Genomic DNA, 26,825 nt, shown 5'->3' with positions numbered 1-26,825 from the left:
CGACAATGGGGGTGTGACCGGCCCCGACACCCCCGACGCCCCTGAAGCAGTCGACCTCGGCGTCCTGCGCCCGCGGCTGCCGTCGCCGCTGCGGGAGGCCGCCGACGAGCGCTTCGCGCGCCGCGGTGTGCGGCTGCTGCTCAAGCGGGACGATCTGATCCACCCGGAGCTGATCGGCAACAAGTGGCGCAAGCTGGCCCCGAACCTGCGCGCGGCGGCCGGCCGCACGGTGCTCACGTTCGGCGGCGCGTACTCGAACCATCTGCGGGCCACCGCGGCGGCCGGGCGGCTCCTGGGCCTGCCCACCGTCGGTGTGGTCCGCGGCCAGGAGCTCGCCGACCGGCCGCTTAACCGGTCCCTCGCCCGGTGCGCCGCCGACGGCATGCGACTCCACTTCGTCGACAGATCGACATACCGCCGCAAGAGCGAGCCGAAGACCCTGGCCGCGCTCCTGCGCTCGGCCGCCTGCGAGGACGCGTACGTGGTGCCGGAGGGCGGCAGCAACGCCCTTGCCGTGCGCGGCTGCACGGCGCTGGGCGAGGAGCTGGGCGACCACGCCGACGTCGTCGCGCTGGCCTGCGGCACGGGCGGCACCCTGGCGGGGCTGGTCGGCGGTCTCCCTCCCGGCCGCCGCGCGCTGGGCATACCGGTCCTGAAGGGCGGCTTCCTCGGCGCCGACATACGCGCTCTCCAGGAGGAGGCGTTCGGCGGCCCGCGCGGCGACTGGTCCCTCGACGACCGTTTCCACTTCGGCGGCTACGCCCGTACATCTCCCGAACTCGACGCGTTCGCGGACGACTTCGAGCAGCGCCACGGCCTGCCCGTCGAACGTCTCTATGTCGCCAAGTCGCTGTACGGACTCGTGACGCTCGCGGCGGAGGGCGCGTTCCCGCGCGGGACGACGGTCGCGGCCGTGATCACGGGCAGGCCGGACAGCGCCCCCTAGGGCGTTTCTTCTGGATCAGGTCCCCTCGCGGAACGCGGCTGCCTCCTCCAGGTCCAGGCGGCGCAGCAGGGTCCGCAGCATCTCGTCGTCGATGAAGCGGCCGTCGCGCAGTTTCACGAACACCGCGCGCTCGGCGCCGATCATCTCCCGGGACAGCCGCCGGTACGTGTCGTCCGCGGTCTCGCCGGTGACGGTGTTGACCTGGCCGAGGCGTTCCCAGACGGCGTTGCGACGGCGCTCCAGGACCGTGCGCAGCCGGTCCGCCAGGGGTGTCGGAAGGGCGTTGCGCTCGTCGGAGAGGAGTTCCTCCAGGCGCCGCTCGGCGGCCCGGGAGGCCTGCGCCTGGGCGTTCGCCTCGGCGAGTGTCTCGGCCTGCTGGTCCCGCCCGGGAAGTTTCAGCAGGCGGATGAGCGGCGGCAGCGACAGTCCCTGCACGACGAGCGTTCCGATCACCGTCGTGAAGGTCAGGAAGAGGATCATGTTGCGGCCGGGGAAGTCCTCGCCGCCGTCCGCGGTGAGCGGGATCGAGAAGGCGATGGCGAGCGAGACCACGCCTCTCATGCCGGCCCAGCTGATGACGAAGGACCCCTTCCAGGTGGGGTTCTCCTCCCGTTTCCTGATCCGCGCGGACAGCAGGCGCGGCAGGTAGGTCGCGGGGTACACCCAGGCGAAGCGGGTCGCGACAACGATCACGAAGAGGGCCACCGCGTACCAGGCCGCGCTCGCCCCCTCGTACTCGCCGAGGCCCTTCAGGATCACCGGGAGCTGCAGGCCGATGAGGGCGAAGACCGCCGACTCCAGGATGAACGCGACCATCTTCCAGACGGCCTCCTCCTGGAGTCTGGTCGCGAAGTCGACCTCCCAGTTGCGGTGGCCCAGGTAGAGCGCGACGACGACCACGGCGAGCACTCCGGAGGCGTGCACCTGTTCGGCGACCGCGTACGCGAAGAAGGGGGTCAGCAGCGACAGGGAGTTCTGCAGCAGGGCCTCCTTCAGGTGGGTGCGCATCCAGTGGATCGGCACCATCAGGACGAGTCCCACGCCGATGCCGCCCAGCGCCGCGAGCAGGAACTCGCCGATGCCGCCCGCCCAGGTCGCGCCCTCGCCGACGGCGGCGGCCAGCGCCACCTTGTAGGCGGTGATCGCGGTGGCGTCGTTCACCAGCGACTCGCCCTGCAGGATCGTGGTGACCCGCGACGGCAGCCCCACCCGGCGGGCCACCGCGGTGGCCGCGACCGCGTCCGGCGGCGCCACGACCGCGCCGAGCACCAGTGCCGCGGTGAGCGACAGGTCCGGCACGATCATGTACGCGGCCCAGCCGACGGCGAACGTCGCGAACAGCACGTACCCGACCGACAGCAGCGCGACCGGGCGGATCTGCGCCCGCAGATCGAGGTAGGAGCTGTCCGTGGCGGCCGTGTAGAGCAGCGGAGGCAGCAGCAGCGGCAGGACCACATGGGGGTCGAGGGTGTAGTCGGGCACCCCGGGCACGTACGAGACGATCAGGCCCGCCGCCACGAGGAGCAGGGGCGCGGGCACCGGAGTACGGCGCGCGGCGCCCGCCACCGCGGCGCTGCCCGCGATCAGCAGGAGCAGGGGCATCACATGCATCGGTATCGGCCCGCTTTCATTTCCGCGCGGATTCCCGCACACCCGACGTAATCTGGCAATCATGAAACAGTGCACGCACGCCGACGCGCTGCCGCAGCCGGAACCCGCGCCGCTGAGCGACACCTGCCTCGAATGCCTGGCGGTGGGCTCGCACCCGGTGCAGCTACGACTGTGCCTGGACTGCGGTCACGTGGGCTGCTGCGACTCCTCGCCGCTGCGGCACGCCACAGAGCATTTCAAGGAGACGGGGCATCCGATCATGCGGACCTTCGAGCCCGGTGAGAGCTGGCGCTGGTGCTTCGTCGACCACGTGCTGGTGTGACGTGGGTTCCGGACGGTTCGATGCTCTGACGTCTGGGTACGTCAATCCGGCGCGCCCTCTTCCCAATTGGGCCCGCAGACCCCTAGCCACTGTGCGTATACATAGGTTTACTATGAGTGACAGCAAGGGGTTGGGGTCCCGGGGACAGGAAACCTGAGAGCGCGATAGCGTCACCGCTGAAACACGTAGCGCGTTACCCCGGGGGGCGACCCTCGGCCCCCGAAAGAGCTTGTACCACCTTGGAGGTGAGGGTGTCCCAGATCGCAGGCGAGCCCGCGACCCAGGACTTCGTGGAAGTCCGGCTGCCGGCTGCGGGTGCCTACCTGTCGGTGCTGCGTACGGCCACGGCCGGCCTCGCGGCGCGCTTGGACTTCACCCTCGACGAGATCGAGGATTTGCGTATCGCCGTGGACGAGGCGTGCGCGATCCTTCTGCAACAGGCGGTGCCGGGCTCCGTGCTCAGCTGTGTCTTCCGCCTGATCGACGACTCGCTTGAGGTGACTGTCTCGGCCCCGACCACCGACGGCCACGCCCCCGCGCGGGACACCTTTGCCTGGACCGTGCTGTCGGCCCTCGCAGGCAAGGTCTCCTCCTCGGTGGCCGATGACAAAACCGTTTCGATCAGCCTCTACAAACAGCGCGGCGCGGGACCCGGGCCGGCGTGAGGAACGGGGACGGGCCGGTGCGGGACGAAGAGCGCGGCACACGGGAACTTTCCGCGGCGGGCGAAGGCGGCCCGGGCGGGCCCCGGCGTCTGGCGGAGGGCGTCGACGGCATCCCCGAGCAGCAGGCCCGGCCGCACCCGGAGGACGGGAGTTCCCCGGCGGCCGGGGCGGCTCGGAGAGAGCCGATCGACCAGGACGAGCGCGTGGCGCTCTCCGGCAGTGACGGGCGACAGGATCCAGACGTTGCCGCGCAGTGGGGGTCCCCCCGGACGGAGTCTGGGGGGACGTCCTTGGAAGGGCGGCGGCGGGTGACGGGCGGGATCATGAGCGAGCAGCACGAACACGAGCGAAATGCCGACAACGGCGCGTCGGGAGCACAGCACGACCCGCACAACCGTGCGGGTGCGCGGGCCAAGTTCATCGAGCTGCGCAAGCTGGACGGCGCCAGCGCGGAGTACGCGGAGCTGCGCAATCAGCTGGTCCGCATGCATCTGCCGCTCGTGGAGCACCTCGCGCGCCGTTTCCGCAACCGCGGTGAGCCGCTGGACGACCTCACGCAGGTCGCGACCATCGGCCTGATCAAGTCGGTCGACCGGTTCGATCCGGAGCGCGGTGTCGAGTTCTCGACGTACGCGACCCCGACGGTCGTCGGTGAGATCAAGCGGCACTTCAGGGACAAGGGCTGGGCGGTGCGCGTGCCGCGCCGGCTGCAGGAGCTGCGGCTCGCGCTGACCACGGCGACCGCGGAGCTCTCACAGCAGCACGGCCGCTCCCCCACGGTGCACGAGCTGGCCGAGAAGCTGGGCATCTCGGAGGAGGAGGTCCTGGAGGGCCTGGAGTCGGCCAACGCGTACTCCACGCTGTCCCTGGACGTCCCCGACACGGACGACGAGTCCCCGGCCGTCGCGGACACGCTCGGCTCCGAGGACGAGGCCCTGGAGGGCGTCGAGTACCGGGAGTCGCTCAAGCCGCTCCTGGAGGACCTGCCCCCGCGCGAGAAGCGCATTCTGCTGCTGCGCTTCTTCGCGAACATGACCCAGTCGCAGATCGCCCAGGAGGTCGGCATCTCGCAGATGCACGTCTCCCGGCTGCTGGCCCGGACGCTGGCCCAGCTCCGCGAGAAGCTGCTGGTGGAGGAGTAGGCGGCACGTCACACGGCTCGCGCCCCGTCAGGGGCGCGGCGACCCTGACGGGGCGCCCGGCCCGTGCGACCCGCGCGCCGGTTCACGCTCGGCGCTCAGCGCTCAGCGCGACTCCCGTCACTCCGAGTCACGCACCGCGCCCGGCCCGGTGATCCCCAGGGCCCGCGTCGTCTCGGGGTTCAGGATCAGTACGAGCGTCGCGACCGCCACCACCGCCAGAGCGATCCCCCCGGGGATGGCGAGACTGTCGGCCTGGAGCAGGTTGTACGCGACGGGCAGCGCCATGATCTGCGTGATGATCGTGGGCCCCCGGCTCCAGCTGCGCCGCAGCAGCAGCCCCCGCGCGGCGAGCAGAGGCAGCAGGGCGAGCGCGATCAGCGTCACACCCCCGGTGACCGCCTGACTCCGGTCGTCCGGATGGCCTGTGAGGCCCATCACCAGCAGGTAGACGCCCCCGGCGACGAGGGCGGTCCCCTCCAGCGCGACGAGCGCGGCTGCCATGGTCAGCCGCCCGGGGCGGGGTTCGGCGCCGACGTTTTCCGGAGTGGGATTCTGCTCAGAGCTCACCCCTGAAGGGTAGCCCTCGCCCCTTGTGCGCCCTCGGCCCCGGGGCTCCCACCGGACGATCCGCGCCCGAGCGACGGGCGACCGGCGGGCTCTGCCGCTCTCACCTGATCCTCACCTCGGTATGGGACGAGTACCACGCGGTAGGTACGCTGCATCGCATGCGTGCACTTCTTGTGGTCAATCCGGCAGCTACCACCACCAGCGCACGCACGCGTGACGTCCTGATCCACGCGCTCGCGAGCGAGATGAAACTCGAAGCGGTCACCACCGAGTACCGCGGCCACGCCAGAGACCTCGGCCGGCAGGCCGCGGAGAGCAAGGACATAGAACTGGTCGTGGCCCTAGGCGGCGACGGCACGGTCAACGAGGTCGTGAACGGTCTGCTGCACAACGGCCCCGACCCCGACCGGCTGCCCGGCCTCGCCGTCGTCCCCGGCGGCTCCACCAACGTCTTCGCCCGCGCGCTCGGCCTGCCCAACGACGCCGTCGAGGCGACGGGGGCCCTCCTGGACGCCCTGCGCGAGGGCCGGGAGCGCACGGTGGGTCTCGGCCTCGCCGCGGGCACCCCGGGCACCGAGGACGAAGGCGTCCCCTCGCGCTGGTTCACCTTCAACGCGGGACTCGGCTTCGACGCCGGCGTGGTCGGCCGGGTCGAACAGCACCGGGAGCGCGGCAAGCGCTCCACGCACTCGCTCTATCTGCGCCAGGCGATGCGTCAGTTCTTCGGGGAGACCCACCGCCGCCGCGGCACCATCACGCTGGAGCGGCCGGGCGCGGACCCGGTGACCGATCTGGTGCTGTCGATAGTCTGCAACACCTCACCGTGGACGTATCTGGGTAATCGCCCGGTGTACGCGTCACCTAAGGCCTCGTTCGATACCGGCCTCGACGTACTCGGTCTCAGCCGCATGTCGACGACCGCGGTTGCCCGGTATGGCACCCAGTTGCTCACTTCGTCCCCCGAACGCGGACCCCATGGCAAGCACGCGGTGTCCCTGCATGATCTGACCGACTTCACCTTGCATTCGAAGGTCCCACTCCCCCTCCAGATGGACGGCGACCACCTCGGACTGCGTACGAGCGTCGCGTTCACAGGCGTTCGCCGTGCACTGCGTGTGATTGTGTGAGCGGAACGGGCTAAAGTCCTTCCACTCGAACGTTTAGGCCAGGATCCACCCCATGGAAGTACGGCTGTGACCTAGTCGACACCGAGGAATCAAAAAAAACTTTCCGGTAGGGGTTGTATCCGCCGCTGAGGTTTGCGAGTCTCTACGTGGCGCTCGGGACGGGCCGCAACATCGCCCCCACAGAGCGCCGGAACCCCTCCTCACTCAAAGGACCACACCAGTCCGTCTGGTAGTCGGCCCTTCACTTGTTGAGGGATTCGTGAAAGCGTTCACATTCACAAGCAACGTGCATGTAATACCAAGGAGAGGTAGCAGCCATGGACTGGCGTCACAACGCCGTTTGCCGCGAGGAAGACCCCGAGCTCTTCTTCCCCATCGGCAACACCGGTCCTGCGCTGCTGCAGATCGAGGAAGCCAAGGCCGTTTGCCGTCGTTGCCCCGTCATGGAGCAGTGTCTGCAGTGGGCGCTTGAGTCCGGCCAGGACTCCGGCGTCTGGGGTGGTCTCAGCGAGGACGAGCGCCGCGCAATGAAGCGCCGCGCCGCCCGCAACCGGGCCCGTCAGGCTTCCGCCTGACAACCCACCCCGCAACAGCCTGAGCTTGGCGGCGCGTACAGCGTGTACGCATCTCCCGCCCCCGAGCCGCAGCGCGCAGTACCCCCGATGCGCAACCGAATGACACTTTGAGCCCCGGACCACTCAGTGGTCCGGGGCTCATTGCTGTGCTCAGGCCGCGCTCCCCGCGGTGAAGATTACGCAGCGTGTTCGTGAAGTAGTGGTGCGGAAGGTGTCAGTGGTACGGGAGGGGCTGGTGGTACGAAAGGGGCTGATGGGGGCTCGGGCTACTTCGGGGTCCGTACCGGGATGTCCAGTACGACCTGGGTGCCGCGTTCGGGGGCGGGGACCATGTCGAAGGAGCCGCCCAACTCGCCTTCGACCAGCGTCCGTACGATCTGCAGGCCGAGGTTGCCCGAGCGATGCGGGTCGAAGCCCTCGGGCAGACCCACCCCGTCGTCCTGGACCGTGACCAGCAGTCGGTTCTCCTTCGATGTGCCGCCGCGGACCGCGGACACCTCGACCGTGCCCCGCTCGCCCTCGCGGAAGCCGTGCTCCAGGGCGTTCTGCAGGATTTCGGTGAGGACCATGGAGAGCGGGGTCGCGACCTCGGCGTCGAGTATGCCGAAGCGGCCCGTGCGCCGGCCGACGACCTTGCCCGGCGAGATCTCGGCGACCATGGCGAGCACCCGATCGGCGATCTCGTCGAACTCCACACGCTCGTCCAGATTCTGGGAGAGCGTCTCATGGACGATGGCGATGGAGCCGACCCGGCGCACCGCCTCTTCGAGGGCTTCGCGGCCCCGGTCGGACTCGATGCGGCGGGCCTGGAGGCGCAGCAGGGCCGCGACCGTCTGGAGGTTGTTCTTCACCCGGTGGTGGATCTCCCGGATGGTCGCGTCCTTGGTGATCAACTCACGCTCGCGGCGGCGCAGTTCGGTCACGTCGCGCAGGAGGACCAGGGAACCGACGCGCGTCCCCTTGGGTTTCAGCGGGATCGCGCGCAGCTGGATCACGCCGTCGTCGCTCTCGATCTCGAACTCGCGGGGCGCCCAGCCACTGGCGACCTTCTCCAGCGCCTCGTCCACCGGCCCCCGGGACGGGGCGAGTTCGGCGGTGGTCTGGCCGAGGTGATGGCCGACCAGGTCGGCGGCGAGACCGAGCCGGTGGTACGCCGACAGCGCGTTCGGTGACGCGTACTGGACGACGCCGTCCGCGTCCACCCGGATCAGGCCGTCGCCCACGCGCGGCGAGGCGTCCATGTCGACCTGCTGGTTGGGGAACGGGAAGGAGCCCGCCGCGATCATCTGAGCGAGGTCGGAGGCGCTCTGCAGATAGGTCAGTTCGAGCCGTGAGGGCGTGCGGACCGTGAGCAGATTGGTGTTGCGGGCGATGACCCCGAGGATCCGGCCCTCCCTTCGTACGGGGATCGACTCCACCCGTACGGGGACCTCCTCGCGCCACTCCGGGTCGCCCTCGCGCACGATCCGGCCCTCGTCCAGGGCCGCGTCCAGCATGGGGCGCCGGCCGCGCGGGACGAGGTGGCCGACCATGTCGTCCTGGTACGAGGTGGGGCCGGTGTTGGGCCTCATCTGGGCGACCGAGACATAGCGGGTGCCGTCGCGGGTGGGGACCCACAGGACGAGGTCGGCGAAGGAGAGGTCGGAGAGCAGCTGCCACTCCGAGACCAGCAGATGCAGCCACTCAAGGTCGGAGGCACCGAGCGCGGTGTGCTGGCGTACGAGGTCGTTCATTGAGGGCACATGTGCGAGCGTACCCGTCAGGTACGACAAGACCCGAAATCAGCCACCCGTAAGGGCCCGGAGACACCCGCGGGCCGCGGCGCCTGGGAGGGACCCTCGACCCTCCCGGCACCGCAGCCCGGAGCAACATCGGCCGCGGGGTGTGCGGTCCCGATCGGCCGAGGATGAGGACCCGGTGCAGTCAGGGCAGAGAGCGCCGGCTCCTCGATCCGCCTTCCTGTGCGGGGAAGGCGGAGGCTTGTTCGTTCAGATGCGCATGTGAGCTTTGCCTATGACAGCTTTGCCTACGATTCTGGACTAGACCACTTCGGCTGTCCATGCGTTGTCGGATGTTTGTTGTTGTCCGTCAATCCAACAACTCGCGTCCTACTTCCACCACGCAGCCTAACCCCGGGCGGTTCACGGGCGGGGCCGGATTCGCGGGGCGAGTTGCGCCGGTGCCGGCGCCGGGAGACGGCGGCCCGCGAAGACGCGACTGGAGAGGAGTGCTCTGCTAGATTGGTCTATACCACATACGCAGGTGAGTTCCCCCTTCAGAACGGCAGGCCCAGCGTGGAAGTTGTCATCGTTTCGGACGCCAAGGCGGGTGGCGAGCTCATTGCCGGGGCCATGGCGGAGCTGCTCCGGCACAAGCCCGACGCCCTGCTCGGGGTGGCCACCGGTTCGACGCCGCTGCCCATCTACCAGGCGCTGGCGGCGACCGTGAGCGCCGGCGGCGTGGACGCCTCGCGGGCGCGGGTCGCGCAGCTCGACGAGTACGTGGGGCTGCCGGCCCAGCATCCCGAGTCGTACCGGTCCGTGCTGCGGCGCGAGGTGCTGGAGCCGCTGGGGCTCGACCTGGGCGCGTTCATGGGGCCGGACGGGACGGCCGAGGACGTACGGGCGGCGTGCGAGGCGTACGACAGGGCGCTCGCCGAGGCGGGCGGGGTCGACCTGCAGCTGCTCGGGATCGGGACCGACGGGCACATCGGGTTCAACGAGCCGTGTTCCTCGCTGGCCTCCCGTACGCGGATCAAGACGCTGACCGAGCAGACGCGGGTGGACAACGCGCGGTTCTTCGAGGGCGACATCGAGCAGGTGCCGCACCACGTGATCACGCAGGGGATCGGGACGATCCTGGAGGCGCGGCATCTGGTGTTGCTGGCGACGGGTGAGGGCAAGGCGGATGCCGTGGCGGCGACGGTGGAGGGGCCGGTGGCCGCGGTGTGTCCGGCGTCCGCGCTGCAGTTGCATTCGCATGCGACGGTTGTGGTGGATGAGGCTGCCGCGTCCAAGTTGAAGTTGGCGGGCTACTTCCGGCATACGTATGCCAATAAGCCGGCCTGGCAGGGGATTTAGCGCTCTTGGGGGTGCGGGGAACTGTGCGGCCGGCCGCGACGTGGCTGCGGTCGGCGACGCGCCTGCGGTAGCCCGCGCGGCATACGAAGGGTCCGGGTTCCCCCGTGGTGAACCCGGACCCTTCTTGTGCCGCGCTGGCCGTGGTGCGTTGTTGGGTGCGGGTTCGTTGTGGCTGGTCGCGCCGTTCCCCGCGCCCCTAAAAAGCCTCGCTGGCGGCGGTGCGTTGTCGGGTGCGGGAGCGTCGTGGCTGGTCGCGCCGTTCCCCGCGCCCCTGAAAAGCGCCCCGCTGCGCGCGCCGTTTCCGCGGCCCTAAAAACCTCGTGGCTAGGCCGTTGTGATGGCTTCCGCTGCTGCCAGGCCGCAGACTCTGGCTGCGCCGTGCGTGGCGATGTGGAGGGCGCCTCGGGGTGGGGCCTGGGGGACGCCCATTTCGACCACGATCGTGTCGGGGCGGGCCTCGATCAGGGTGTCGAGGGCCTCGGCCATCCAGGCGTGGCGGTGGGCGTCGCGGACCACGGCGACCACTCGGCGTGGGCCGGCGGCCTTGAGCACCTCGGCCCCGGCCCCCTCCCCCGTGAAGCTGCCGGTCTCCGTGCCCGGCAGCAGGCGCCGCAGCTCGGCGGCGACGCCCCAGGGGGTCTCGTCCCCGACCGCGATGTTCGCGACAGGGGTGAGGGCGGCGACGTACGGGGCCCCGGTGAGGGGTGTGCGGTGCCTGCCGCGCGTCACGGTCAGCGCGCGGCGGGCCGCTGCCAGTCCGATCTCGGGGGTGGAGACGGAGGATGGCGGTGGCGTGTCCTCGCGCGACGTCGTCCAGGAGGCCAGTGCGCGGACCCTGGCCGCCGCGTCCGCCAGGCGTTCCTCGGGGAGTTCGCCGGTGCGGACCGCCCGGACCAGCGCGTCCCGCAGTCGCAGGACCGTCGCCTCGTCGGCCAGTCCGCCGCCCACGCAGATCGCGTCGGCGCCCGCGGCGATCGCGAGGACGCTGCCCCGCTCGATGCCGTAGGTCGCGGAGATGGCCTGCATCTCCATGCCGTCGGTGACGATCAGCCCGTCGAAGCCGAGTTCCTCGCGCAGCAGCCCGGTGAGGACGCGGCGGGAGAGGGTCGCGGGGTGGGCCGGGTCGAGGGCCGGTACCAGGATGTGCGCGCTCATCACGGCCCGGGAACCGGCGGCGATCGCCGCGCGGAAGGGGGCCAGCTCGCGGGAGTGCAGCACCGACAGGTCGGCGTCGATGCGCGGCAGCGCGTGGTGGGAGTCGACCGCCGTGTCGCCGTGCCCCGGGAAGTGCTTGGTGCAGGCGGCGACCCCGGCGGACTGCAGCCCGGAGACGTACGCGGCGGTGTGCCGGGCCACCAGGTCGGTGTCGGCGCCGAAGGACCGTACGCCGATGACGGGGTTGGAGGGGTTGGAGTTGATGTCCGCGGACGGCGCCCAGTTGAGGTTCACGCCGCAGGCGGCCAGCCGGCGGCCCAGTTCGTGGGCGACGGCCTCGGTCAGCGCCACGTCGTCGACCGCGCCGAGCGCGTGGTTGCCGGGGAACGACGATCCCGTACGCACCTCCAGGCGGGTGACGTCACCGCCTTCCTCGTCGATGGCGACCAGGACGTCGTCGCGTTCCGCGCGCAGCTGGGCGGTGAGGGCGGCGAGCTGGTCGGGAGAGGCGATGTTGCGGCCGAAGAGGCCGACGGAGGTGAGGCCCTCGCCGAGCCGCCGGAGCAGCCAGGAGGGTGCGGAGGTCCCGGTGAAGCCGGGCTGCAGGACGGCGAGGGCGTCACGGGTCAGCGTGTCCGTGCCGGAGGCAATGGTGGTCATCGGGTGGCGTTATCCCTTCACGGCGCCGGAGGTGAGTCCGCTGACGGCCTTGCGCTGGAGGTAGACGAACAGGACCAGGATGGGGATCGCGAAGAGCGAGGCCGCGGCCATGGTGGCCCCCCAGTCGTCGCCGAACGTCGTCTCGAAGCTGGAGAGCCACAGCGGGAGCGTCTGCTTCTCGGCGTCCTTGTTGAGGATCAGGACCAGCGGGAACTCGTTCCACGCCGTGATGAAGCCGAAGAGCGAGGTCGCCATGAGACCCGGGGCGAGCAGCGGGAAGATGACCTTCACGAAGGCCTGCCGGCGGGTGCAGCCGTCCACCATGGCCGACTCCTCCAGTTCCTTCGGCACGGCGGCGACGTAGCCGCGCAGCGTCAGGATCGTGAAGGGCAGCACCATGATCATGTAGAAGGCCGTGAGCGGTACGAGGCTGTTGAGGAGGTCCGCGTCGCGCACGATCATGTAGATCGCGATGACCATGACCTCCCAGGGGGCCATCTGCGCGATCATGAAGGTCAGCAGGAAGCCGCGGCGGCCCCTGAACCGCATCCGGGCCAGCGCGAAGGACGCGAGCAGCCCGATGACGAGGGAGAAGACCACCGCGAGGACGGTCACCGTCAGGGAGTTGCCGACCAGCGTCCAGAAGTGGTCGGCGTCGAGCGCCTTCCGGAAGTGGTCGAACGTGATGTCGGTCGGTACGAAGACCGGGGTGTCCGCGATGATGTCGCCGGTCGGCTTCAGCGAGGTCGCGAACATCCAGTAGACGGGGAACGTGAAGACCACGAAGAGGACGAGGGCCGTCGCGTTGGGCCACAGCCTGGCCATCGGGGAGCGCTTCACAGCTCGTCCTCCTCTTGCTTGAGAACGGTACGCAGGTAGTAGGCCGTCAGGGCGAGCAGGATGAGGATCGTCAGGAACGAGATCGCCGCTCCCATCCCGTAGTGCTGGTTGCCCGGCCCTTCGACGAACGCGTAGATCGGCAGGGTCTCGGTGAGCCGGTCCGGCCCGCCCTTGTTCATGGCGAAGATCTGCGGGAACGCCTTGAAGATCCAGATGACCTCAAGGAAGGTCGTCGCCCACAGGAACGGCCGGATGAACGGGAAGGTCACGGAGGTGAAGCTCTTCCAGGTGCCGGCCCCGTCGATGGAGGCGGCCTCGTACAGCTCTTTGGGGATGGTGGTCGTGGCGGCGTACAGGTTGATCGCCACGAACGGGATCGACTGCCAGACGATCAGCAGGGTGATCACGGAGAAGGTGGAGAGCTGGGTGCCGAACCAGTTGTAGTCGGCCATCGACGTCCAGCCCGCCTTGGCGAGCAGCCAGTTGACGACGCCGAAGCGCTGGGCGAACAGCCACTGGTAGACCGTGGTCGCGGCGATCACCGGCATCGCCCAGGCGAGCACCACGCCGAGCAGCAGCACCAGCCGCATGCGCTTGCCCAGCCGGGCGAGGAGCAGGCCGACGAGCGTGCCGAACACCATGGTGAGGACGACGTTCACGGCGGTGAAGACGACCGTGCGCTGGACGACCTTCCAGAAGTCCGCGCTGCTCAGGACGTCCGTGTAGTTGTCGAACCCTCTCCACTCGGTGAGGTGGAGGATCAGCTGGCGCGGGTTGAGATTCTGGAACGACAGCATGCCGTTCTTGATCAGCGGCCAGCCGAGCAGGATCACCGTGGCGAGCAGGGCGGGCAGCAGGAGCGCGTACGGGGCGGACGCGCCGCCGCGGCTTCCGGCCGGGCGCTTGCCCTTGCCGTTGCCCTTGCGTATGCCTGTGTCGTCGGGCGGGGGTACGTCGGTCTTACGGACACCGGGCGCGGCGGCCGTGCCTGTGTCCGTGCGGTCGGTCTGCACTGACATGCTCGCCATCTCTTCCACCATCGGGGTTCGCAGTTGAATGCGCCGGCGTGCCGGGGACGGAGGATGCCGTCCCCGGCACGGAGGTGATCAGCTGCTCTGCGCGAGCCGCTTGTTGATCTCCGCCTCGACCTGCTTGGCGGCGGCGGCGGGCGACTTCCCCTTCAGGACCGCGGTCATGTAGGCCTTGATCGGGTTGGGGTCGTTCTCCACGGCGGCCCACTCGGGGATCAGCGGCGTGGTGCCACCGCCGGCGGCGGCCGGAGCGGCGGCCTCGGCGGCGCCGTTGCCCGCGAGGTGGATCTGCAGCGCCTCCTTGTTCGGGATGACGCCGTTCTCCTTGGCGAGCGCGCCCTCGAACTTGTCGGACAGGGCGAGCTTCAGGAACTCCTTGGCGAGCTCCTGCTTCTTGCTGCCCGCGGCGACCGCGAAGTTGGAACCGCCGAGGAAGACACCCTCGGGCGAGTCGGCCGTCTCACCGGGGATGGTGAAGTAGCCGATGTCCTTCTCTATCTTCTTGTTGGCCGCGATGGCCGTGCCGGCCTCCCAGCCCATGCCGATGAAGGCGCCGACGTTGCCCTTGGCGAAGACCTCGGCCTGCTGCGGGGTCGCCTCGTCCTTGTCCTTGGGGGCCTTGGAGTAGGACTGGTACTCCTTGTAGATGTCCATGGCCTTGCCGACCTTCGGGTCCGCGAGGTTGGAGACGTACTTGTCGCCTTCCTTCTTCACCAGGTCGGCGCCCTGGCCGATCGTCAGACCGTCGAAGAAGTACCAGTTCTGGCCGGGCAGGTAGATCGGCTCGGCGTCGGTCTTCTTGTCGATGGTCTTCAGGGCGTCGAAGAACTCGGCGCGCGTCTTGGGGGTGTCCGTGATGCCGGCGTCGGCCCAGACCTTCTTGTTGTAGATGACGACGCGGTTGGCGAAGTACCAGGGCGCGGCGTACTGCTTGCCGTCGAAGACCGAGGACTCGTTGAGGGCCTTGGTCCAGTCGCCGCCGATCTCCTCCTTGAGGTCGCTCAGGTCGGCGAGACCCCCGGTGGCCGCGTAGGCCGGGGTCTGGGTGTTGCCGACCTCAAGGACGTCCGGCGGGTTGTCCTCGGAGAGCGAGGTGGTGATCTTCTGCTGGATGCCGTTCCACTGCTGCGTCTCGAACTTCAGCTTGGCCTTCGTCTTCTTCTCGAAGGCGGCCGTGAGGTCCTTGGTCCAGCCGTCCGGCGTGGAACCGTCCATGGCCCAGACGGTCAGGGTCTGGCCCTTGTAGCCGTCGGCCCCCGCCTTGCCACCGTCGTCACCGTCGTCGCCGCCACAGGCAGCGACCGACATCAACATGCCCGCGACACCGACGGCCGCGATGAGCTTGCGATTCACGTCATCCTCCTCAGGGATGCCAGCAACCCCCCTGCCCACCGCGTGACTTACGACGAGTACTGCCCGTGGGGCTGGGACCTGGTCCTCAATGGTTTAGACCAGTACGGGGAGCTTGGCCTAGACCTAGAGGGGTGTCAAGGGTGAAAAAGCCGCTCCCGACCGTCCGTTACGCGACCTACATATGCAGGGACCTTTCACTACACGGGTGACAGATCGGGCGGGCGCTCGCCCAGGTCGCGGCGGCACCTCCGGCGGGGCCCGCACACGCTATGGACTAGACCAAAAAGGACGCCGACGGTATATAGAGGGGATCACGCAGCGTGCGGGAGGACACTCGCACGGCTGGGCGTGCCACGATGTGAGCCGTGGCCGGCGCGTACGTCGGCCGCATCGGCACTCGAAGCCGGGAAGGCAGAGTATGAGCACCGACGTCAGCAGTGCGGAGAACGAGGGTGGCGCCCCCATCCGTACCGCGCGCGTGCCCAAGTACTACCGCCTGAAGAAGCATCTGCTCGACATCACGGACACCCTGCCGCCCGGTACGCCGGTACCGCCCGAGCGCACGCTCGCCGCCGAGTTCGACACCTCGCGCACGACCGTGCGTCAGGCGCTGCAGGAGCTGGTCGTCGAGGGGCGGCTCGAACGTATCCAGGGCAAGGGCACGTTCGTCGCGAAGCCGAAGGTCTCGCAGGCGCTGCAGCTCACGTCCTACACCGAGGACATGCGGGCGCAGGGGCTGGAACCGACCTCGCAGTTGCTGGACATCGGGTACATCACCGCCGACGACACGCTCGCGGAGCTGCTCGACATCACCGCCGGGGGGCGGGTGCTGCGGATCGAGCGGCTGCGGCTCGCGAGCGGGGAGCCGATGGCGATCGAGACGACGCATCTGTCCGCGAAGCGGTTTCCCGCGTTGCGGCGGTCGCTGGTGAAGTACACGTCTCTGTACACGGCGTTGGCCGAGGTGTACGACGTGCGGCTCGCGGAGGCCGAGGAGACGATCGAGACGTCGCTCGCCACTCCTCGGGAGGCGGGGTTGCTCGGGACGGATGTGGGGTTGCCGATGTTGATGTTGTCCCGGCACTCGATCGATCAGGATCAGCAGCCGGTGGAGTGGGTGCGGTCCGTTTACCGGGGTGACCGGTACAAGTTCGTTGCGCGGCTGAAGAGGCCTGTGGATTAGGTGGGTCGGGGTGGGTTGCGGTGCGTTGTCGGGTGCGGGTGCGTCGTGGCTGGTCGCGCCCACGCGGCGGCGCGCCGCATATCGACACGGCCCCGCGCCCCTGAAGGCAAAAGACTGCGCGCCCCAGAAAGCGAAAAGACTGCGCCGTTCCCCGCGCCCCTGAAAAACCGGCCGCTCTCCGCGAACTTCATTGCCGGGCAAGCCAGTTGAGCCTGCAGGTGGTATAGCGCCAGGTGGGATCCTGGTCTACGGTCCTCCCGTCACTCATGGACGGGAGGACGACCGGTGCACACCGACAGCCCCCGCAAGGCAAGTCCCCGCAGCATCGTCATCTGGACCCTTGTCGCGCTGATCGCCGCGGCCGGCTGGTCCGTGCTCGCTCTCTCGCGGGGCGAGGAGGTCTCGGCCGCCTGGATGGTGGCGGCAGCCCTCGGCTCGTACGCCATCGCCTATCGCTTCTACGCGAAGTTCATCGCCCACAAGGTCCTGCGGGTCGACAAGAACCGGGCCACCCCGGCCGAGCGGCTCAACAACGGCATCGACTTCCATCCCACCGACCGGCGCGTGCTGCTCGGCCACCACTTCGCGGCGATCGCGGGCGCGGGGCCGCTGGTGGGGCCCGTACTGGCCGCGCAGATGGGGTATCTGCCCGGCACCATCTGGATCATCGTCGGCGTGATCCTCGCGGGCGCGGTCCAGGACATGGTCGTGCTGTTCTTCTCCACCCGGCGCGACGGCAGGTCGCTGGGGCAGATGGCGCGCGAGGAGATCGGCCCGTTCGGCGGCGCGGCGGCCCTGATCGCCGCGTTCGCCATCATGATCATTCTGCTCGGAGTGCTCGCGCTGGTCGTCGTCAACGCGCTCGCCCAGTCCCCCTGGGGCACCTTCTCCATCGCGATGACGGTCCCGATCGCCCTGCTGATGGGCTTCTACCTGCGGGTCCTGCGGCCCGGCCGGGTCGCCGAGGTCTCGCTGATCGGTGTGGCGCTGCTGCTGTTCGCGCTGGTCGCGGGCCGCTGGGTCGCCGAGTCGTCCTGGGCCGACACGTTCACGCTCGCACCCTCGACCCTGGTCATCTGGCTGGTGGCGTACGGGTTCATCGCGTCGATCCTGCCCGTGTGGATGCTGCTCGCGCCCCGCGACTACCTCTCCACGTTCATGAAGATCGGCACGATCGGGCTGCTCGCGGTCGGGGTAGTCGTCTCGCTGCCGACCCTGAAGATGGACCCGGTGACGGACTTCGCCTCGCGGGGCGACGGGCCGGTCTTCGCGGGCGCGCTCTTCCCGTTCGTCTTCATCACCATCGCCTGCGGGGCGCTCTCCGGCTTCCACTCCCTGATCGCCTCCGGCACCACGCCGAAGATGATCCAGAAGGAGACGCAGATCCGGATGATCGGGTACGGCTCCATGCTCATGGAGTCGTCCGTGGCGGTCATGGCGCTGATCGCGGCGTCCGTCATCGACCCGGGCCTGTACTTCGCGATGAACGCGCCGGCCGGTGTCATCGGCGACACGGTCCAGAACGCCTCCCAGGTGGTGGGCAGTTGGGGCTACCAGATCTCCCCGGGAGACCTGGCCGCCGCGGCGAAGAACGTCGAGGAGGCGTCCCTGCTGTCGCGGACCGGCGGCGCGCCCACGCTCGCGATCGGTGTCTCGGAGATCTTCTCCGACGTCACCGGGGACGGCCTGCGCGCGTTCTGGTACCACTTCGCGATCATGTTCGAGGCGCTGTTCATCCTGACCGCGCTCGACGCGGGCACCCGGGTGGGCCGCTTCATGCTCCAGGACACGCTGGGCAATCTCTACAAACCCTTCAAGGATGTGAGCTGGAAGCCCGGTCTGGTCATCACGAGCGGCATCGTCTGCGGTCTGTGGGGCTACTTCCTGTGGGTCGGCGTCCATGAACCGCTCGGCGGGATCAACCAGCTGTTCCCGATCTTCGGCATCTCCAACCAGCTGCTCGCCGCGGTCGCCCTGGCCGTCTGCACGACCCTGCTGGTGAAGTCCGGACGCCTCAAGTGGGCCTGGATCACCGGGGTCCCACTCGTCTGGGACGCCACGGTCACGCTGACCGCGAGCTGGCAGAAGGTCTTCTCCAGCGACCCGCGCGTCGGCTTCTTCAAGCAGCGCTCGATCTACCAGGACGGCATCGACCGGGGTGAACTCGTCGCACCCGCGAAGAACATGGACGACATGCACACGATCGTCACGAACTCCACGGTCGACGGTGTCCTCACGGCGGTTCTCGCCCTGCTCATCGTCGTGGTGATCGCGGACGCGACGAGGGTGTGCATCCGGCACATACGCCGTCCCGCGCTCTCCACGCTCAGCGAGGCGCCGTACGTCGAGTCGCAGATCGTCGCTCCGGCCGGGCTGATCCCGACCAGGGAGGAGAAGGAGGAGGTGCGCGATGCGGTCGGCGCTGAACCACGCGGTTAGGGCTGCCAGGGGCGTGCGTTGGTACGTGCGGGAGCTGACCGACGAGTCCGCGTACGACCGGTACGTGGCGCATCTGCGCGAGGAGCGGGCCGACGCGGAGGTGCCCTCGCGGCGGGAGTTCGAGCGGATGCGCACGGACCGTCAGGAGGCTGATCCGCGGCAGGGCTTCCGCTGCTGCTGACGCTGTTCCTGTGCACCGCCCCGCTGTCGCCCGACACGGCACATCCGTTATGCGGACAGGGGTTCCATAAAGCGGAACCGTCCCTTAGATTTCCTGCGCGTTGCACAGGTGATCAGTGAGGGGACGGAGCCGCCGTATGTCGGAAACACCGGATGTGCCAAGAGCGTCCGAAGGGAAACCGCCGGTGGTGACACCGGTCCGGGCGGTGATCGCCCTCTGCCTGATCGCGCCGTTCGTGGCGATGCTCTGGGTGGGGTCGTACGCGAAGGTCGACCCGACCTTCATCGGCATCCCGTTCTTCTACTGGTACCAGATGCTGTGGGTGCTCATCTCGACCGCGCTCACGATGACCGCGTACACGCTGTGGAACCGTGAGCAGCGCGCCCGCAAGGCCGCCCGCCGGGCACAGAACGGGGGCGCGTCCGCATGAAGGACGGCGTGAACGGCGTGGCACTCGCCGTCTTCATCTTCTTCTTCGTGGCCGTCACGGTCATGGGCTTCCTGGCCTCGCGCTGGCGCCGGGCCGACGGCGAGCAGACCCTCGACGAATGGGGCCTGGGCGGCCGGTCGTTCGGCACCTGGGTCACCTGGTTCCTGCTCGGCGGCGACCTCTACACGGCGTACACGTTCGTGGCGGTCCCGGCGGCGATCTACGCGGCGGGCGCGGCCGGCTTCTTCGCGGTCCCGTACACGATCCTGGTCTACCCGCTGATCTTCACCTTCCTCCCCCGCCTCTGGTCGGTCTCGCACAAACACGGGTACGTCACGACCTCGGACTTCGTGCGCGGACGCTTCGGCTCGAAGGGTCTTTCGCTGGCCGTCGCGGTGACGGGCATCCTCGCGACGATGCCGTACATCGCGCTGCAGCTGGTGGGCATCCAGGCCGTCCTCGACGTGATGGGCGTCGGCGGGGGAGAGGACACCAACTGGTTCGTCAAGGACCTGCCGCTGCTCATCGCCTTCGGTGTGCTGGCCGCGTACACGTACTCGTCGGGGCTGCGTGCGCCCGCCCTGATCGCGTTCGTCAAGGACACGCTGATCTACATCGTCATCGCCGTCGCGATCATCTACATCCCGATCAAGCTGGGCGGCTTCGACGAGATCTTCGCCAAGGCGGGCGAGGCGTACAACCAGACCAACCCGGCGACCGGCGCGCCACGCGGCTCCCTGGTGCCGGGCGAGGCGGGGCAGTGGACGTACGCGACGCTGGCGCTGGGTTCGGCGCTCGCGTTGTTCATGTACCCGCACTCGATCACGGCGACGCTGTCCTCGCGCAGCCGTGAGGTGATCCGGCGCAACACCACGATCCTGCCCCTGTACTCGCTGATGCTGGGCCTGCTCGCGCTGCTCGGCTTCATGGCCATCGCGGCCGGGATCAAGGTGGACAACGGGCAGCTGGCGATCCCGCAGCTCTTCGAGACCATGTTCCCGGACTGGTTCGCGGGCGTGGCGTTCGCGGCGATCGGGATCGGCGCGCTCGTGCCGGCGGCCATCATGTCCATCGCGGCGGCGAACCTCTTCACCCGCAACATCTACAAGGACTTCATCAAGCCCGACGCGACGCCCGCGCAGGAGACCAAGGTCTCCAAGCTGGTCTCGCTCCTGGTGAAGGTCGGCGCGCTGGTCTTCGTCCTGACCATGGACAAGACGGTGGCCATCAACTTCCAGCTGCTCGGCGGGATCTGGATCCTGCAGACCTTCCCGGCGCTGGTCGGCGGACTGTTCACGCGGTGGTTCCACCGGTGGGCGCTGCTCGCGGGATGGGCGGTCGGCATGCTGTACGGCACGGTCGCCGCGTACGGGGTGGCTTCGCCCACGCAGAAGCACTTCGGGGGGTCGTCGAAGGAGATTCCCGGGATCGGGGAGATCGGGTACATCGGGCTGACCGCGTTCGTCCTGAACCTGGTGGTGACGGTGGTGCTGACGTTCGTCCTGAAGGCGGTCAAGGCGCCGGACGGGGTCGACGAGACCTCTGCCGAGGACTACACGGCCGACGCCGGCGACAAGGGCGTCCAGGTGGAGCTGCCGCCGGCGACGGCGGGGGCGGGCCACTAGGGGTGTACTCGGGGGCTCCGCCCCCGAACCCCCGGTCCTCAGACGCCGGACGGGCTGGAAAACCAGCCCGTCCGGCGTCTGAGGACGAGCGCGCAGGCGCGACAAGGGGGTCTGGGGGCGCAGCCCCCGGGGACAGGGGCCGATACCGTGGACAGGTGACCCCACGCGCCCCCATCGTCCTCGACAGCGACCCCGGCATCGACGACGCCGTAGCCCTCCAGTACCTGCTCGGCACAGGCCTGTGGGAGCTGAAGGCCTACACCTCCGTGGGCGGCAACCTCCCCGCGGAGCAGACCTACCTCAACGCCCGCGCCCTGGCGCGAACCCTCCGCATCGACGCGGACGTCCCCGTCCACCGCGGCGCGGGCCGCCCCCTGACCCGCCTGCCGTACCGCGTCGCCGCCGACTTCCACGGCCCCGCGGGACTCGGCGACGAGACACTGCCCGACTCGACCGCGGCGCACCCGACGGAGTCCTCCGCGCAGACGCTGCTGCGGCTCTCCCGGGAGTACGAGGGCGAGCTGACCGTGTGCGCGACGGGACCCCTCACCAATGTGGCGATCGCGCTCCTGGAGGACCCCGGTTTCGCCCGGCGCGTGAAGAAGTTCGTGTTCATGGGCGGCGCCGCCCGCGTGCCCGGGAACATCACACCGGTCGCCGAGTTCAACATGTGGGCCGACCCGGACGCCGCCGAGCTGGTCCTGTCCTCCGGAATCCCGTTCACCATGGTCGACCTGGACGCCTCGCACCGCTGGCTGTTCAGGCCCGCCGACCTCGCGGCCCTGGAGGCGGCGGGCCCCGGCACCGCGCTCGCCGCCCGGCTGCTGCGGGTCTACATGGAGGCGTACCGTCGCAGCGGCGGGGACGGCACCTGTCCGCTGCACGATCCGCTCGCCGTCGGTGTGTGCGCCGACGAGTCGTTCGTGACGCTCGCGGAGGGGGCGGTCGTCGTGGAGTCGGCCGCCGAACTCACGCGCGGCCAGACCGTGTTCGTCCCCTCGGCCGCCGGGCGGATCTACTATCCCGAGTCGCCCGCCCTGACCGCGCGGGTCCGCCTCACCGGCCGGGTGGCCCTCGGCCCGGGCCCGCGCGACTTCACGAAGGACTTCGTCTCGACCCTGCCCCTGTGGCCGGCGGCCGGCTAAGCCCCGCACACGGCGACGCGAGAAATCCGGCGGCCCTCGTGGGCCTCCTCGGGCACACTGCCGGGCATGGACATCGTGATCAGGCGGGCGGAGCCCGAGGAGTACCCGGCACTGGGGGACATCACCGCGCAGGCGTATCTCGGGGACGGGCTGCTCGACTTCGGGGAGAGCGACGAGTACCTCGGCGAACTGCGGAACGTGGCCAAGCGTGCCGCCGCGGCCGACGTACTGGTGGCCGTGGAAGCGGTCGCAGCCGTCGAGGCGTTCGATGCGGCGGATCCGGCCGGCGCGGCCGTTCGGGGCGGAGGCGCGCCTCGTGGCCGGCTCCTGGGCGGTGTGACCTTCGTACCCCGCGGCGGGCCCATGGCGGAGATCTCACGCGCGGACGAGGCCGAGATACGCATGCTGGCGGTCACCAAGGAGGCCCGGGGCCACGGCGTGGGCACCGCCCTCGTACGCGCCTGCATCGACCGCGCGCGGGCCGTGGAGGGCTGCGGGGGCATCGTGCTGTCCACCCAGCGCACCATGCACAGCGCCCACCGCATCTACGAGCACCTCGGCTTCACCCGCGCCCCGGGCCGTGACTGGAACCCCGTGCCGCACCTGGACGACATCATGCTCCTCAGTTACGAGTTGACCCTCTAGAGCCTGTCGCTACACCCTCCGTCACAGCGCCCGGAGCCGATACGACACAACATGTGGGGGTGCTTCCGGAGCCCGGCACAAGATGTATGCTCATGCTCGCTGTCGTCGCAGGGGAATCCGGTGCGAATCCGGAACTGTCCCGCAACGGTGTACTTGTACGTGATATGCCCGCATGCCCAGATGTCCGACATCGGATGTCCGCATGCCCGCAGGCCGCGTACGGGAGTCAGTCCGAGGACCTGCCGACAGCGCGCCCAGGCCGACCGGCCCGGGCGCATGACGTCCGGGCCTCGTGGAGTGGGCCGGTGGACGCGGCGTACCGCTGCCCAGGGCGCGTACCCCCGTGTGCCCCGAACCCTCTCCCGCCGAGGCCCCGTGCCGAGCGAGGGAGAGCCCCACGTGACCATCGCGCCAGCCGATCCGGTCTCCGCGACAGCGAGCCGGGACCAGCAGGACAGGGCCGAGGCAGACGGACCGGGAACCGCGTTGCTGCGGATCCTGACCGACTTCACCGCCGACCTCCCCGGCGCCGACCCCGGCCGGGTCGCCGCCGCCGCCCTGCGCGGCCGGTCCGCCGCCGCGGACACCGCGGAGCTGCGTGAGCTGGCCACGGAGTCGGCCGCCGGTCTCATCTCTGAGGACCCGGTCTACTCGAAGCTGGCCGCCCGCCTGCTGACCGTCGGTATCGCCGCGGAGGCCGCCTCGCAGGGCGTGCGCTCCTTCTCCGAGTCGGTCGCCGTCGGCCACCGCGAGGGCCTGATCGCCGACCGCACAGCCGAGTTCGTACGCCTCCACGCGGCCCGGCTCGACACGCTGATCGACCTGGCGGGCGACGACCGCTTCGGCTACTTCGGCCTGCGCACCCTGCACAGCCGGTACCTGCTGCGGCACCCGATCACGCGGTCCGTCATCGAGACGCCCCAGCACTTCATGCTGCGCGTGGCGAGCGGTCTCGCCGAGGACGACACGACCAGGTCCGTCGACGAGGTCGCCTCCCTGTACCGGCTGATGAGCCGCCTCGACTACCTGCCCTCCTCCCCCACGCTCTTCAACTCCGGTACGAGGCATCCGCAGATGTCGTCCTGCTATCTCCTCGACTCGCCGCTGGACGAGCTGGACTCCCTCTACGACCGCTACCACCAGGTGGCCCGCCTCTCCAAGCACGCGGGCGGCATCGGGCTCTCGTACTCCCGGATCCGTTCGCGCGGTTCGCTGATCCGCGGCACCAACGGGCACTCGAACGGCATCGTCCCGTTCCTGAAGACCCTCGACGCCTCGGTCGCCGCGGTGAACCAGGGCGGCCGGCGCAAGGGCGCGGCCGCGGTCTACCTGGAGACCTGGCACTCCGACATCGAGGAGTTCCTTGAGCTGCGCGACAACACCGGTGAGGACGCCCGGCGCACGCACAACCTGAACCTCGCGCACTGGATCCCGGACGAGTTCATGCGCCGGGTGAACGAGGACCGCGACTGGTCGCTGTTCTCGCCCTCGGACGTGCCCGAGCTGGTCGACCTGTGGGGAGGGGAGTTCGAGGCCGCGTACCGCGAGGCGGAAGCCGCCGGGCTCGCCAGGAAGACCATCCCCGCCCGCGATCTGTACGGGCGCATGATGCGCACCCTCGCGCAGACCGGCAACGGCTGGATGACCTTCAAGGACGCCGCCAACCGCACGGCCAACCAGACGGCGCTGCCCGGCCACACGGTCCACTCCTCGAACCTGTGCACCGAGATCCTGGAGGTCACGGACGACGGGGAGACCGCGGTCTGCAACCTCGGTTCGGTCAACCTGGGCGCCTTCGTGGACGCGGACGCCCGCGACATCGACTGGGAGCGCCTGGACGCGACCGTCCGTACCGCCGTCACCTTCCTCGACCGGGTCGTCGACATCAACTTCTACCCGACCGAGCAGGCCGGCCGCTCCAACGCCAAGTGGCGTCCGGTGGGCCTCGGCGCCATGGGACTGCAGGACGTCTTCTTCAAGCTGCGGCTGCCGTTCGACTCCCCGCAGGCGCGCGCCCTCTCCACCCGGATCGCCGAGCGGATCATGCTCGCCTCGTACGAGGCGTCCGCCGACCTCGCCGAGCGCAACGGCCCCCTGCCCGCCTGGGAGAAGACCCGTACGGCCCAGGGCGTGCTGCACCCGGACCACTACGACGTCGAGCTGAACTGGCCGGAGCGCTGGGCGGCCCTGCGCGAGCGGATCGCCGCGGTGGGCATGCGCAACTCGCTGCTGCTGGCCATCGCACCGACCGCCACCATCGCGTCCATCGCGGGCGTGTACGAGTGCATCGAGCCGCAGGTCTCCAACCTGTTCAAGCGCGAGACGCTGTCCGGCGAGTTCCTCCAGGTCAACTCCTACCTGGTGGCCGAGTTGAAGAAGCTCGGCGTGTGGGACGCGCAGACCCGGGAGGCGCTGCGCGAGTCCAACGGCTCGGTGCAGGGCTTCACCTGGGTCCCGCAGGACGTGCGCGACCTGTACCGCACGGCGTGGGAGATCCCGCAGCGCGGCCTGATCGACATGGCCGCCGCCCGGACCCCGTTCCTGGACCAGGCCCAGTCGCTGAACCTGTTCCTGGAGACGCCGACCATCGGCAAGCTCTCCTCGATGTACGCGTACGCCTGGAAGTCGGGCCTGAAGACGACGTACTACCTGCGCTCGCGCCCGGCGACCCGCATCGCCCGCGCCGCCCAGGGCCAGGCACAGGGGCAGGCACAGCCGCCCGTCCCGGCGCAGCCCGAGAAGACCATTCCCGTCCAGCAGGCCGCCGACCCCGACGCGGTCGCCTGCTCCCTTGAGAACCCCGAGTCCTGCGAGGCCTGCCAGTAATGAACACCGCACCTGAGAAGGCCGGAGAGACCACCGGGAAGACCGAGAAGAACCTTCTCGACCCCGGCTTCGAGCTGACCCTGCGCCCCATGCGCTACCCGGACTTCTACGAGCGCTACCGGGACGCGATCAAGAACACGTGGACCGTCGAGGAGGTCGACCTCCACTCGGACGTCTCCGACCTCGCGAAGCTGTCGCCGGGCGAGCAGCACATGATCGGCCGGCTGGTCGCGTTCTTCGCGACGGGCGACTCGATCGTGTCGAACAACCTGGTGCTGACGCTGTACAAGCACATCAACTCCCCCGAGGCGCGGCTCTATCTGAGCCGCCAGCTCTTCGAGGAGGCCGTGCACGTCCAGTTCTATCTGACGCTGCTCGACACCTATCTGCCCGACCCGGCGGACCGGGCGGCGGCCTTCGACGCCGTCGAGAGCATCCCGTCCATCCGTGAGAAGGCCGAGTTCTGCTTCAAGTGGATGGACTCGGTGGAGAAGCTGGACCGGCTGGAGACGAAGGCCGACCGACGCCGCTTCCTGCTGAACCTCATCTGCTTCGCCGCGTGCATCGAGGGCCTGTTCTTCTACGGGGCCTTCGCGTACGTCTACTGGTTCCGCAGCCGGGGCCTGCTGCACGGCCTGGCGACCGGCACCAACTGGGTGTTCCGCGACGAGACGATGCACATGAGCTTCGCCTTCGAGGTCGTGGACACGGTCCGCAAGGAGGAGCCGGAGCTCTTCGACGAGGAGCTCCGGCAGCAGGTGACCGACATGATGCGCGAGGCCGTCGAGGCCGAGCTGCAGTTCGGGCGCGACCTGTGCGGTGAGGGCCTGCCGGGCATGAACACCGAGTCGATGCGGCAGTACCTGGAGTGCGTCGCCGACCAGCGGCTGCAGCGCCTGGGCCTCGCCCCGGTGTACGGCTCCGAGAACCCCTTCTCGTTCATGGAGCTGCAGGGGGTTCAGGAGCTGACCAACTTCTTCGAGCGCCGGCCCTCGGCGTACCAGGTGGCGGTGGAGGGGACGGTCGACCTCGACGAGGACTTCTGACCCTTCGCGGGGCCCCGCTCCTTCGCGGGGCCCTGTTCGGCCTGCCTGAGCTGACGGTCGACGCGCCGGTCGCGCACGATGCCGAACACCGCGGGGAGGACGAGCAGGACGAGGATTCCGAGGACGAAGAGCATTCCGATCAGGCCTTCCAGCTGTGTCGTGTTCATGGACACCACTGTTGCGCCGAATACTCCTTACCGTGAGTGGCAGGACTGCCGCACACCCTCGATT

General features: G+C 69.4%; 24 protein-coding genes and 1 riboswitch. Of the genes, 16 read left to right on the top strand and 8 right to left on the bottom strand.

What is annotated here, in order from left to right; translation table 11 throughout:
* The first annotated feature begins 13 nt into the window (after positions 1-13).
* Positions 14-946, top strand: coding sequence for a 1-aminocyclopropane-1-carboxylate deaminase/D-cysteine desulfhydrase (locus tag ACH4DZ_RS11865; protein WP_398286877.1), 933 nt, complete (start codon positions 14-16; stop codon positions 944-946).
* 15 nt (positions 947-961) lie between these two features.
* Here ACH4DZ_RS11865 and ACH4DZ_RS11860 read toward each other — a convergent pair whose 3' ends face one another.
* Entirely contained in the window at positions 962-2,557 is a 1,596-nt protein-coding gene (locus ACH4DZ_RS11860) for a Na+/H+ antiporter (protein WP_398286875.1), read from the bottom strand.
* A 61-nt stretch (positions 2,558-2,618) separates the two neighbouring features.
* Here ACH4DZ_RS11860 and ACH4DZ_RS11855 point away from each other — a divergent pair, with 61 nt between their 5' ends.
* From ACH4DZ_RS11855 to ACH4DZ_RS11845, 3 genes are all read left to right on the top strand, one after another.
* On the top strand, positions 2,619-2,879 hold the full coding sequence (locus tag ACH4DZ_RS11855; protein ID WP_387326983.1) for a UBP-type zinc finger domain-containing protein: 261 nt from the start codon (positions 2,619-2,621) through the stop codon (positions 2,877-2,879).
* A 251-nt stretch (positions 2,880-3,130) separates the two neighbouring features.
* On the top strand, positions 3,131-3,544 hold the full coding sequence (locus ACH4DZ_RS11850; protein ID WP_055512819.1) for an anti-sigma regulatory factor: 414 nt from the start codon (positions 3,131-3,133) through the stop codon (positions 3,542-3,544).
* The gene (locus ACH4DZ_RS11845; protein ID WP_398286874.1) at positions 3,541-4,686 is read left to right on the top strand and encodes an RNA polymerase sigma factor SigF; all 1,146 of its coding nucleotides are present in this window, start codon (positions 3,541-3,543) and stop codon (positions 4,684-4,686) included. Before ACH4DZ_RS11850 ends, ACH4DZ_RS11845 begins: the two co-directional genes overlap by 4 nt.
* Positions 4,687-4,803: 117 nt before the next feature.
* Here the strand turns inward: ACH4DZ_RS11845 and ACH4DZ_RS11840 are convergent, their stop codons facing one another.
* Positions 4,804-5,253, bottom strand: a complete 450-nt coding sequence (locus ACH4DZ_RS11840) for a hypothetical protein (protein WP_398286872.1) — start codon at positions 5,251-5,253, stop codon at positions 4,804-4,806.
* A gap of 158 nt (positions 5,254-5,411) precedes the next feature.
* Between ACH4DZ_RS11840 and ACH4DZ_RS11835 the strand changes: the two genes are divergently transcribed.
* Positions 5,412-6,380 carry a diacylglycerol/lipid kinase family protein gene (locus tag ACH4DZ_RS11835; RefSeq protein WP_398286870.1) on the top strand — a complete coding sequence of 323 codons (969 nt, stop codon included), beginning with the start codon at positions 5,412-5,414 and terminating at the stop codon, positions 6,378-6,380.
* Positions 6,381-6,697: 317 nt separating this feature from the next.
* Positions 6,698-6,955, top strand: coding sequence for a WhiB family transcriptional regulator (locus ACH4DZ_RS11830; protein ID WP_016639615.1), 258 nt, complete (start codon positions 6,698-6,700; stop codon positions 6,953-6,955).
* A gap of 266 nt (positions 6,956-7,221) precedes the next feature.
* Here the strand turns inward: ACH4DZ_RS11830 and ACH4DZ_RS11825 are convergent, their stop codons facing one another.
* Complete coding sequence (locus tag ACH4DZ_RS11825) at positions 7,222-8,688, bottom strand: sensor histidine kinase (RefSeq protein ID WP_398287081.1); 1,467 nt, start codon at positions 8,686-8,688, stop codon at positions 7,222-7,224.
* A 561-nt stretch (positions 8,689-9,249) separates the two neighbouring features.
* On the opposite strand from ACH4DZ_RS11825, the gene nagB reads away from it, so the two are divergent.
* Positions 9,250-10,035 carry a glucosamine-6-phosphate deaminase gene (nagB, locus tag ACH4DZ_RS11820; RefSeq protein WP_398286869.1) on the top strand — a complete coding sequence of 262 codons (786 nt, stop codon included), beginning with the start codon at positions 9,250-9,252 and terminating at the stop codon, positions 10,033-10,035.
* Between the two features lie 324 nt (positions 10,036-10,359).
* Here the strand turns inward: nagB and ACH4DZ_RS11815 are convergent, their stop codons facing one another.
* The 4 genes from ACH4DZ_RS11815 to ACH4DZ_RS11800 form a co-directional block, all read right to left on the bottom strand.
* Positions 10,360-11,850 carry a glycoside hydrolase family 3 protein gene (locus ACH4DZ_RS11815; RefSeq protein WP_398286868.1) on the bottom strand — a complete coding sequence of 497 codons (1,491 nt, stop codon included), beginning with the start codon at positions 11,848-11,850 and terminating at the stop codon, positions 10,360-10,362.
* A gap of 9 nt (positions 11,851-11,859) precedes the next feature.
* Positions 11,860-12,690 carry a carbohydrate ABC transporter permease gene (locus ACH4DZ_RS11810; protein ID WP_398286867.1) on the bottom strand — a complete coding sequence of 277 codons (831 nt, stop codon included), beginning with the start codon at positions 12,688-12,690 and terminating at the stop codon, positions 11,860-11,862.
* Positions 12,687-13,709: a carbohydrate ABC transporter permease gene (locus ACH4DZ_RS11805; RefSeq protein WP_398286866.1), complete on the bottom strand. Its 1,023-nt coding sequence runs from the start codon at positions 13,707-13,709 to the stop codon at positions 12,687-12,689. The genes ACH4DZ_RS11810 and ACH4DZ_RS11805 overlap by 4 nt, the downstream gene beginning before the upstream one ends.
* Before the next feature lie 87 nt (positions 13,710-13,796).
* Positions 13,797-15,074, bottom strand: coding sequence for an extracellular solute-binding protein (locus tag ACH4DZ_RS11800; protein WP_398286865.1), 1,278 nt, complete (start codon positions 15,072-15,074; stop codon positions 13,797-13,799).
* A gap of 418 nt (positions 15,075-15,492) precedes the next feature.
* Between ACH4DZ_RS11800 and ACH4DZ_RS11795 the strand changes: the two genes are divergently transcribed.
* From ACH4DZ_RS11795 to ACH4DZ_RS11755, 9 genes are all read left to right on the top strand, one after another.
* Positions 15,493-16,257, top strand: a complete 765-nt coding sequence (locus tag ACH4DZ_RS11795; protein WP_398286864.1) for a GntR family transcriptional regulator — start codon at positions 15,493-15,495, stop codon at positions 16,255-16,257.
* A 285-nt stretch (positions 16,258-16,542) separates the two neighbouring features.
* Positions 16,543-18,696 carry a carbon starvation CstA family protein gene (locus ACH4DZ_RS11790; RefSeq protein WP_398286862.1) on the top strand — a complete coding sequence of 718 codons (2,154 nt, stop codon included), beginning with the start codon at positions 16,543-16,545 and terminating at the stop codon, positions 18,694-18,696.
* Positions 18,668-18,877 (top strand): YbdD/YjiX family protein, encoded by a 210-nt coding sequence (locus tag ACH4DZ_RS11785; RefSeq protein WP_398286861.1) that lies wholly within the window; start codon positions 18,668-18,670, stop codon positions 18,875-18,877. Before ACH4DZ_RS11790 ends, ACH4DZ_RS11785 begins: the two co-directional genes overlap by 29 nt.
* Before the next feature lie 136 nt (positions 18,878-19,013).
* Positions 19,014-19,307 (top strand): DUF3311 domain-containing protein, encoded by a 294-nt coding sequence (locus tag ACH4DZ_RS11780; RefSeq protein WP_398286860.1) that lies wholly within the window; start codon positions 19,014-19,016, stop codon positions 19,305-19,307.
* Complete coding sequence (gene mctP, locus ACH4DZ_RS11775) at positions 19,304-20,932, top strand: monocarboxylate uptake permease MctP (protein WP_398286859.1); 1,629 nt, start codon at positions 19,304-19,306, stop codon at positions 20,930-20,932. Before ACH4DZ_RS11780 ends, mctP begins: the two co-directional genes overlap by 4 nt.
* Positions 20,933-21,087: 155 nt before the next feature.
* Complete coding sequence (locus tag ACH4DZ_RS11770; protein ID WP_398286858.1) at positions 21,088-22,077, top strand: nucleoside hydrolase; 990 nt, start codon at positions 21,088-21,090, stop codon at positions 22,075-22,077.
* 66 nt (positions 22,078-22,143) lie between these two features.
* Entirely contained in the window at positions 22,144-22,722 is a 579-nt protein-coding gene (locus ACH4DZ_RS11765) for a GNAT family N-acetyltransferase (RefSeq protein WP_398286857.1), read from the top strand.
* Between the two features lie 40 nt (positions 22,723-22,762).
* Positions 22,763-22,984, top strand: a riboswitch (cobalamin riboswitch).
* Positions 22,985-23,121: 137 nt separating this feature from the next.
* Complete coding sequence (locus ACH4DZ_RS11760) at positions 23,122-25,548, top strand: ribonucleoside-diphosphate reductase subunit alpha (protein ID WP_398286856.1); 2,427 nt, start codon at positions 23,122-23,124, stop codon at positions 25,546-25,548.
* Complete coding sequence (locus ACH4DZ_RS11755; protein ID WP_398286854.1) at positions 25,548-26,594, top strand: ribonucleotide-diphosphate reductase subunit beta; 1,047 nt, start codon at positions 25,548-25,550, stop codon at positions 26,592-26,594. The genes ACH4DZ_RS11760 and ACH4DZ_RS11755 overlap by 1 nt, the downstream gene beginning before the upstream one ends.
* Here the strand turns inward: ACH4DZ_RS11755 and ACH4DZ_RS11750 are convergent.
* A complete protein-coding gene (locus ACH4DZ_RS11750) occupies positions 26,507-26,761 on the bottom strand; it encodes a hypothetical protein (RefSeq protein ID WP_398286853.1) in 255 nt (84 codons plus the stop codon). The two genes, ACH4DZ_RS11755 and ACH4DZ_RS11750, sit on opposite strands and share 88 nt — an antisense overlap.
* Between the last annotated feature and the right edge of the window lie 64 nt (positions 26,762-26,825).

The sequence above is a fragment of the Streptomyces sp. NPDC017991 genome (assembly GCF_044328075.1).
GTDB lineage: Bacteria > Actinomycetota > Actinomycetes > Streptomycetales > Streptomycetaceae > Streptomyces.
This window is presented reverse-complemented; position numbering and strand designations above follow the sequence as displayed.